We start from the raw sequence: 7,757 nt of genomic DNA, 5'->3' as shown, positions 1-7,757 counted from the left end.
CACCCTCCAGGACCTGCTGAACTGCTGGACCGGCGTCTGCACCACCTGCCACCGACCTCTGCCCAGCAGGACCACACCAAGATCAAGACAGACCCAACGGAGTCCTACTAGCCAGTTGCGCGACAAACCGCAGTTCTGAGGCTCATGCTGGCTCTTGCCTTGCCGCACGACAGCACGGTGTGATCCGGCACGGTATCGGCCCTGACCTTGGGAGAGGCAAGCACGTGGCCCATCACGTTCCCGCGGACGTCGACGAGGTGATCGAGGGCGTCGTCGACCACCTGCTGCATGTCAGTTACGACGAGCGCACGGTGCTCCGACTGACGTCCACGGGTGACGGCGAGGAGAGCATCACCGCCGTCGGCAAGGCGCTCTTCGGGGCAAAGCCGGGCGAGAGTCTGTGCTTGCGTGGTTCGTGGGCCCACCATCCGCGCTACGGGCGGCAGTTCAGGGCCGAGCGGTGTGAGCGTACGGTGCCGGCCGACGAGCGGGCGATCCGCCTCTACCTGGCCTCGGGCATGATCCGTGGGATCGGCCCGGTCCTGGCGACGGCGATCGTGGACACCTTCCACGAACAGACCTTGAAAGTCATCGACGCCGAGCCGGAGCGGCTGCTGGAGGTCCACAACATCGGTGAGATCCGGCTCGGGCGGATCACGGCGGCCTGGCAGGAACAGAAGGCCATCGCCGAGATCATGATGTTCATGCAGCAGCTGGGGATCACGCCCGGGTTGGCGGTGAAGATCTACACCACGTACGCCGATACCGACGACCACCCGATCGATGTCGTTCGCCGGAGCCCTTATCGGCTGTGCCGGGACGTGTACGGCGTCGGCTTCGTCAACGCCGACAAGATCGCTCTCGCCGTCGGTGTCCCCAAGCACAGCGAGGAACGGCTCCAGGCCGCGCTGCTGCACGAGCTGGACCAGGCCGGCGGCCAAGGCCACTGCTACCTGCCAGTCCGTGTCCTGCTCGCCCGCACCCGCCAGCTGCTGTCCGACGATGATCTGGCCACCGCGGAGATCCTCGACGATGTGGTCCTGCGCCACGCCCTGCAGACGCTGTCCGGGCAGGGTGAGGTGGTCACCGAGACGTTGCCGCTGCCCGTGATGGACGGTACCGACGCGGTGGCGGACACCGAGATTGCCCTACTCGCACGCTGGCACCGCGACGAGACCCAGCTCGCCTGGCACGTACGCCGCCTGCTCGGTTCCTCGTCCGCCCTGGCCGACCTCGCGGACTGGGAGCAGCGGCTGAGCGCGCTGACCACGGCGGAGACGGCAGGGCTGACCGAGGAGCAGTACCAGGCGATCCACGCCGCGCTCACCCGGCCCCTGTCTGTGCTGACCGGCGGGCCGGGCTGCGGCAAGACCCACACCCTGCGCACCCTGGTGGAGGTGGCCGATGAGGCCGGGGCGGTCGTCGCCCTGGCCGCGCCGACTGGGAAGGCCGCCAAGCGCCTGGAGGAGACCTGCGGGCAGGCAGCGATGACTGTGCACCGCCTCATCCGGCCGCCCGAGGGTGACTCTCTCTTCGACCATGCCGGCGTCCTGGAAGCCGCCGACCTGGTGGTGATCGACGAGGCTTCGATGCTCGACCTCGCCCTGGCCCGCAGACTCTTCGCCGCCGTCCGTGAGGGCTGCCACCTTCTCCTGGTCGGCGACACCGACCAGCTGCCCAGCGTCAGCCCCGGTCGCGTCCTGCGCGACCTCCTCGACGTCGAGAAGATCCCGCGCACCCGGCTGACCAAGGTCTTCCGGCAGCATGACGACAGCGCCGCCATCGTCATCAACGCCCACCGCATCCTGCACGGCGAACTCCCTCGGGAGGACCCCAAGGTCTTCTGGAACCGGCCCGTACCCACCGCCGAAGACATCGCCCAGCGCGTGGTGGACTTGGTGTGCGAGCGGATGCCGAAACACTTCGGGGTCCGCCCGGAGGACATCCAAGTCCTGTGCCCGGGCAAGAAGAACATCGCCGGCATGACCGACCTCAACCTGCGCCTCCAAGAGCGCCTCAACCCTCCAGCCGATGACAAGCCCCAGCACTATCACGGTGGGACCGCCTTCCGGGTCGGCGACCGCGTCCAGCAGATCCGCAATAACCCCCACCGCGGCGAGACGGGCATCTTCAACGGCAGTAGCGGCACCATCACCGCCGTCGATCTCGAATCCCACCAGCTCACCGTCGCCTTCCCGGACGGTGAGGTGGCCACGTACCCCTTCACTGACCTTGACGAGCTGGTCCACGCCTATGCGCTGACCGTCCACCGCTCCCAGGGCAGCGAATACCCGTACGTCATCGTCCCCATGGTCAGCGCCGCCGGGATGATGCTGCTCCAGCGCAACCTGCTCTACACCGCCGTCACCCGCGCCCGCAACGGCGTCATGCTCATCGGCCAGACCGAGGCCGTCGAGAGGGCCGTCGCCAACAACCGCACCCAGCGCCGCAACACCGTCCTCACCCACCGCACCACCCAGCCGCACGCCGGCGTCCCGGCGCCGCGAGGCCAGGCGCTCACCGGCCAACTCGCCTGGGAATGATGCTGCCACCCGGTGGGCGGGGTTCCGGCTGGCAGCCCGCTGTGCCGCAGTTACGCGGCCGCCGGACTTCCGGCCGGGCGTCAGCTGCCGGTGCATCCTCCGGGATCGCGACGACTTCCACCGTCATGCCCCCGCGAGGCCGCGCGGCCCTCCTGCGCCGGTGGGATGCGCGGCCCGTGCCACGGCCGTGCAGCGCCCCGCCCCCGGAACCCTCCGGCCGGGTCAGCGGGGCGTCTTGCGTCTCTGACACACCACATGACAGCGAGTCACGGTCTCGCAACGGTACGCGCCCGGCGTCCCCGCGGCTGTCACAGTGGCTCCACCAAATCGCGCCACTTCTGGGGGGAATCGTGCGCTGCACCGTCCCGGCTGTCGTTCTGCTCGCCTGTCTGCCTCTCACCGCCTGCGCCGCAAAAACGGCCTCCGGAGCAGCCCCCGCCGTCACCGTGACCCGCACCGTGCCGGCCTCGACGTCGCCCAACCCGACGACCACAACCGTCAGCCCTACGCCGACGTCTCCGGCACCGGCTACGACGGCCGTCGTGGTCCGGACGGTAGCCCCGCCCCCTGCTCGGCCGCATCTGACCAACGCCTCCGCGGTGGTCTCGCAGTACTACCAGGACATCACGGATCACGACTATGCGGCCGCGTGGGCGCTCGGCGGCTCCAACATCGCCGGGGCCACATACGACCACTGGGTAGCCGGGTTCGACACCACCCAAAGCATCACCCTGGGCACCGTGAGCGAGTTCGGAGCGTCCCGGGTGAGCGCGGTGCTGTACGCCACCCAGACCGACGGCACGGTCAAGGTGTACGACGGCACGTACACCGTGTCTGGCGGCGTGCTCATTGGCGCATCGGTCCGTCAGGTGGGCTGACCTCAGTCATCGTCGCGATGGTTGCGGCTGGTTGGCGATCCTGGGTCAGGACGCCTCGCCGAGTGAGAGCGCCAACTCCCGCTTGATGGCCGCCATCTACTCCACATTGGGGTATTGCGGCGCACGGAAATTGATCACCTTCCCGGCGCGTGGAGGGGTTCGGTGCGTGCCGCGAGTGTGGGAGAAGGGGGTCCGCTACCGGTAGTTCGAGGAGGGTGGTGCCGGGCAGGGGGTGGGGGTCGGCGTCGAAGGCGAGCCAGAGCACCGCGCACCCCGCCGCGCGCAGGGCGGCGATGCGTTCGGCGGCGGGGGCGGCTCCCTCAGGCCGGTAGTAGCCGTCGGAGGCGATCACCAAGAGGCGGCCCGCGCCCGAGGTCATGAGGTCGAGCCCTGCGGTCAGGGCGTCGGTGGCCTCGGCGAGGCTGTGGCCGCCGCCGTCCGCGTCGAACTCGGTCACCCGGGTGGGGGCGCGGCCGGGCACCGTGATCGCGGTCAGTGACCGGCGGTAGGCGATGGTGGCGCTGCGCGAGTCGGGGTCGGTGAGGGCGGCGGCCTTGGCCACGATCCAGGCGGCCGAGGCGATGGGGGCTGCGGCGGCGCGCATCGAGCCGGAAACGTCGACCGCGATGCCGACCCGCAGCGGCGGGGTGGGGCCCTGGCGGCGCTGGGCGCGGATCCAGGGCTGGGCGGTGGGGATGGCACCAGCCGCCTTCTGCGCGTCCCGGGCCAGCGCGCCGCGCATGTTCAGCCGTCCGGGCGGGGCGGCTGAGGCCGTGACAGTGACCGTGCGTTCCCGGTAGGCCGCCGCTCGCAACGCCCGGGCGAGCTGCCCGGCGGCCGCCTTCTCGGCCGGGGTGGGTGCCCGTGTTCCAGTCACCGGGGAGGGGGCGCGGCGGCCCTTGTGCCGCTGGCTTTGCGGAATGAAGGGCCGTCCCCCGGGCGCGAAGACCTTCTCGGCCGTCTGCGCCGCCTGCCGCGCGTGTGCGGCCTGGGCGGCCTTCGCCCGGGTCCGGGCCGTACGGGCGGCCTCGATGCGGACCTGGGCCGCCGCCTGCGCGGCCTCGTTCGCCGCCACTGCGCCGACGACCTTGCCGATCGCCTCGGCGAGCTCGCCTTTTCGGCCGCTGGGGTCGGGGGCCGGTTCCGGTCCGGCGGGATCGGTGCCGAGCGCCTGGCACCAGGCTGCGGCGTGCCCCAGCATCGCCTGCTCGTCCTCGTCGGCCGTGGTGTGCGCGGCCGTCCAGATCTGGCCGAGGGTTGCCAGCAGGTCCTGGCCCAGGACGGCGGTGATGGTCTGTTCCAGGGGGTCGGTCTCGTCCGGGTCGAGGATTCCGCCGTCCCGGCGGGCGAGGATCAGCCCGGCCGCCATCGCCGCCTGCCACCGGCCGGTGGGCGTGGCGCTGGTGAAGTCCGCCATGACCAGGGTGTGTACGGCGGCCCTGAGAAACCGGCGGTCGCCCGGGCGGCGGTTAAGGTGGGCGTGCTCGGCCCGGGATTCCTCCAGGAGCTGAGCTGCCGCATCCAGAGCCGTGCCGCGCAGCGGCGGCGGCGTGGTCCACACGCTGTGGCGGGCGTGCGCGGCCTCGTGGTGAACGCGCCCCAGGCGACCGGATAGTTCTCCTCGTCGCCCACCCGGGTGGGGTCGATGGTGGCCGGGTACAACGGGGCGAAGAGCCCTGCGTCAATCTCCAGTTGGGCCGTGACCGGGTAGAAGGCGGCCGGGGCGCCCGAGCGGGTGCCGTGCTCGCAGGTGACGATCACGTCCTCGCGTTCGGCGAGTTCGGGCAGTCGCTCCCCCAGGGCGGCGGCGATACGCAGCCAGTGGGGGGCCTGTGGGCCGGGGCGAGGCTCTACGGCGGGTCCGCCGTCGTCCTCCCAACGGGCCAGATCGAGTTCGGTCTCGGTCACTGCGGGCGGGGCGGTCAGCACGTGGGCGGGTGCGGGCATGGCGGATCGGTCCCTTCCAGGAGTCGGTGGTGGGGTGGCGGCCCCGGGCCGGGGCGGTGCCCGGCCCGGGCTGGTGTCAGAGCTGGCGGCCCAGGGCCAGGGCGGTGACCGGGCGGCCGACGGCCTTGGTGACGATCTCGGCGACCGTGTCCCGGTCCTTCAGCGGGGCGATGCCGACCAGGTTGGCGAAGGCGGCCTCGGTGCCGAGTACATCGGCGATCTTCTGGAAGGCGATCAGTTCGCGCAGCTGCGGTGCCCACCCGACCTCTCCGGCCTGCTGACTGTTCGCGAGGTGGCGAGCGATCCGCACGGCCTTGCGGTTGATCTTCAAGGCGGCGGCGAGGTCGTAGTCCGAGCCGACCTGGATCTGCACGCTGAACCGGCTCGCGAGGGCCTCGGTCAGGACCGCCCCGTGCACGCCCGGGTTGTGTCCGGCGATCACGTAGAAGCCGTCGGCGGCGGTGATCGTCTCGCCCTTGTGCGCCTTGACCTGGATCTGCCTGCGCCCGTCCATCGCCGGATACAGGGCGGCCAGCACCTTCGGCGAGATCAGCGTGGCATCGTCCAGGAGCAGGGCCCGGCCCTCCTGCATCGCGGTTACCAGCGGCCCGTAGACGAACTCATAGCCGCCGTTCGCGTCCTGGGTGTACTCGCCGATCAGGTCACCGACCGTGGTGTCCCCGTCCCCGGCCACCGTGATCAGGTCCGGGAACGCCGCCTCGATCAGCGAGGTCTTCCCCGTCCCCGGCGGCCCGTACAGCAACACCGGTACCTGCGCCTCCCGCAGCCGCCGCAGCGCCTCCACATCCGGCAACTGCGCCAACGCCCGGGGGTGGTAGCGCTGCCCGTTCGGCCGGGTGATCGGCTCTGGCCGCCCGCCCGGCGGTGAAGCTGCAGCCGCCGGCCCGGCGGACTGGTGCGGCACCGACGGCTTGGGACTCGGGGCGGGCGGGGGTCCGGAGGCCCGCTGGGCGGCGGTGGAGGTGGCCGGTGTCGCCCGGTACATGCGCGGTTTGGAGCCGATCCGTTCCGCCTCACCCCGCCCCGCCAGGGTCTCGCAGGCATTGCCGACCGCCCCGCCGGAATAACCCAGCATCCTCGCCAGCTCCGTGACGGTGAACATCGCCGCCGGGTTCGCCGCCAACACCTGCGCAATCATCGCCCGCAACTGGCCCGGGCGCGCCTTCCCGCCCGGACCGGGCGGTGAACTCCCAGGCCCGGATGGGGCATTCGGCGTGCTGGAGGCGGACGCCTGTGGGGTGGTCCCGGACGGCGGGGGCGTCGGTGCAGCGGTAGCGGTCATCTCGCAAGCCTTTCTGTGCCGCAGGCGCGGCCATATTCCGAATGGGAAAACCCCAGCCTTTTTGGGCACACTCCACCCGTAACCAGTTTTCGGGTGGATTCCATCGGAGGGTTTTCCATTCCCGGCCCCTCCCGGGAACAATTCAAATATAGCTCGACCTGCACCCCGCCTGAAGACATAATCCGCCTTGAAAATGCTGGAATTCTCGTGAATTCACGACTCGTTTTCAGGGGAATTCCCGACGGCGCGACGCAAGGCGTCGCGATCGGCGGCTAGCACGACCGATTGCAGGCTACCCACCGCGGTGGAATTTCGGGGAATCGAGTACGCGCGCGATTGCGGCCACCGGCGCGGCGGCATCCTCGGCTACGCCTGGGTGCCGCCGCTTTGCACGGTGGACGCCGAGCTGGCCTGCAAGTCAGGGCTGTTGGGAGAAGAGGATCAAGGGGCGAGAAAGATGCAGGAGGGCGGAGGATGGCTGGCGTGGGGATGCGTTGGTGTGTAGTGGGCCGGCGCCGGCCGGTGGGTAGATCGGGATGCGTTGCTGCACCGATATACAGTCGCCCGCGCCTGCCGGTGGCTCGCAGGCCGCCCGACCTGCGGAGACGTGCAGTTTAGGGATGTCGTATCCAAGCGCGTACCCGGAAGCGACGGCGGATACGACACCGGATGCGACGGGGCGGACGCCATCGAGCCACGCGGGTTGTTGGCACCAAATCTTAGTCACGGCGAAGCCGCACCATTGTGCGGACGGGTCGAGCGGTATGCCGCCGGTTCTCGTCCGGTAGTTGCTCTATGCGGCCTACGGGCTCCGCGCTTTCAGGTCGGCAGTGCGCGCAAAGGTAAACGGCCCACCAGTACTGGTGGGCCGTTTACCTTTGCGCGTCAGGCCCGGAACTGAGCTTCTGTTCCCTCAATGTAGAGCAGTATCGGCTTGATCACCGTACCGTCGGCGACACGCTCAAGGTTCAAGTCAAGGTCTCGGACGGCCTTAGCCTCGATCTTGCGTGAGGGTCCGTCAGCTTGCTGACGGACCCTTTCGGCTCATTCGGGGGCGGTCATTTCTGCAGGTGGGCAGGCTGGTGG

5 protein-coding genes are annotated in these 7,757 nt (G+C 70.1%); 2 read left to right on the top strand and 3 right to left on the bottom strand.

Features of this window, described 5'->3' with window-relative positions; genetic code table 11:
- The first annotated feature begins 224 nt into the window (after nucleotides 1–224).
- Together recD2 and ABT186_RS46950 are read left to right on the top strand one after the other, a co-directional pair.
- Nucleotides 225–2,543 (top strand): SF1B family DNA helicase RecD2, encoded by a 2,319-nt coding sequence (gene recD2 / locus ABT186_RS46955; protein ID WP_351930552.1) that lies wholly within the window; start codon nucleotides 225–227, stop codon nucleotides 2,541–2,543.
- Nucleotides 2,544–2,893: 350 nt separating this feature from the next.
- Nucleotides 2,894–3,421: a hypothetical protein gene (locus tag ABT186_RS46950; RefSeq protein WP_351930551.1), complete on the top strand. Its 528-nt coding sequence runs from the start codon at nucleotides 2,894–2,896 to the stop codon at nucleotides 3,419–3,421.
- Here ABT186_RS46950 and ABT186_RS46945 read toward each other — a convergent pair.
- From ABT186_RS46945 to ABT186_RS46935, 3 genes are all read right to left on the bottom strand, one after another.
- Nucleotides 3,390–4,838, bottom strand: a complete 1,449-nt coding sequence (locus tag ABT186_RS46945) for a VWA domain-containing protein (protein WP_351930550.1) — start codon at nucleotides 4,836–4,838, stop codon at nucleotides 3,390–3,392. The genes ABT186_RS46950 and ABT186_RS46945 overlap by 32 nt on opposite strands.
- Nucleotides 4,775–5,368, bottom strand: a complete 594-nt coding sequence (locus ABT186_RS46940) for a hypothetical protein (RefSeq protein ID WP_351930549.1) — start codon at nucleotides 5,366–5,368, stop codon at nucleotides 4,775–4,777. The genes ABT186_RS46945 and ABT186_RS46940 overlap by 64 nt, the downstream gene beginning before the upstream one ends.
- A gap of 76 nt (nucleotides 5,369–5,444) precedes the next feature.
- Entirely contained in the window at nucleotides 5,445–6,527 is a 1,083-nt protein-coding gene (locus tag ABT186_RS46935; protein ID WP_502973549.1) for an AAA family ATPase, read from the bottom strand.
- Nucleotides 6,528–7,757 lie beyond the last annotated feature (1,230 nt).

This window comes from Streptomyces sp. NPDC001634, assembly GCF_040298185.1.
In the GTDB taxonomy this organism is placed as follows: domain Bacteria; phylum Actinomycetota; class Actinomycetes; order Streptomycetales; family Streptomycetaceae; genus Streptomyces.
Note: the sequence above shows the minus strand (reverse complement) of the source record. Positions and strands in the feature narration are given on the sequence as shown.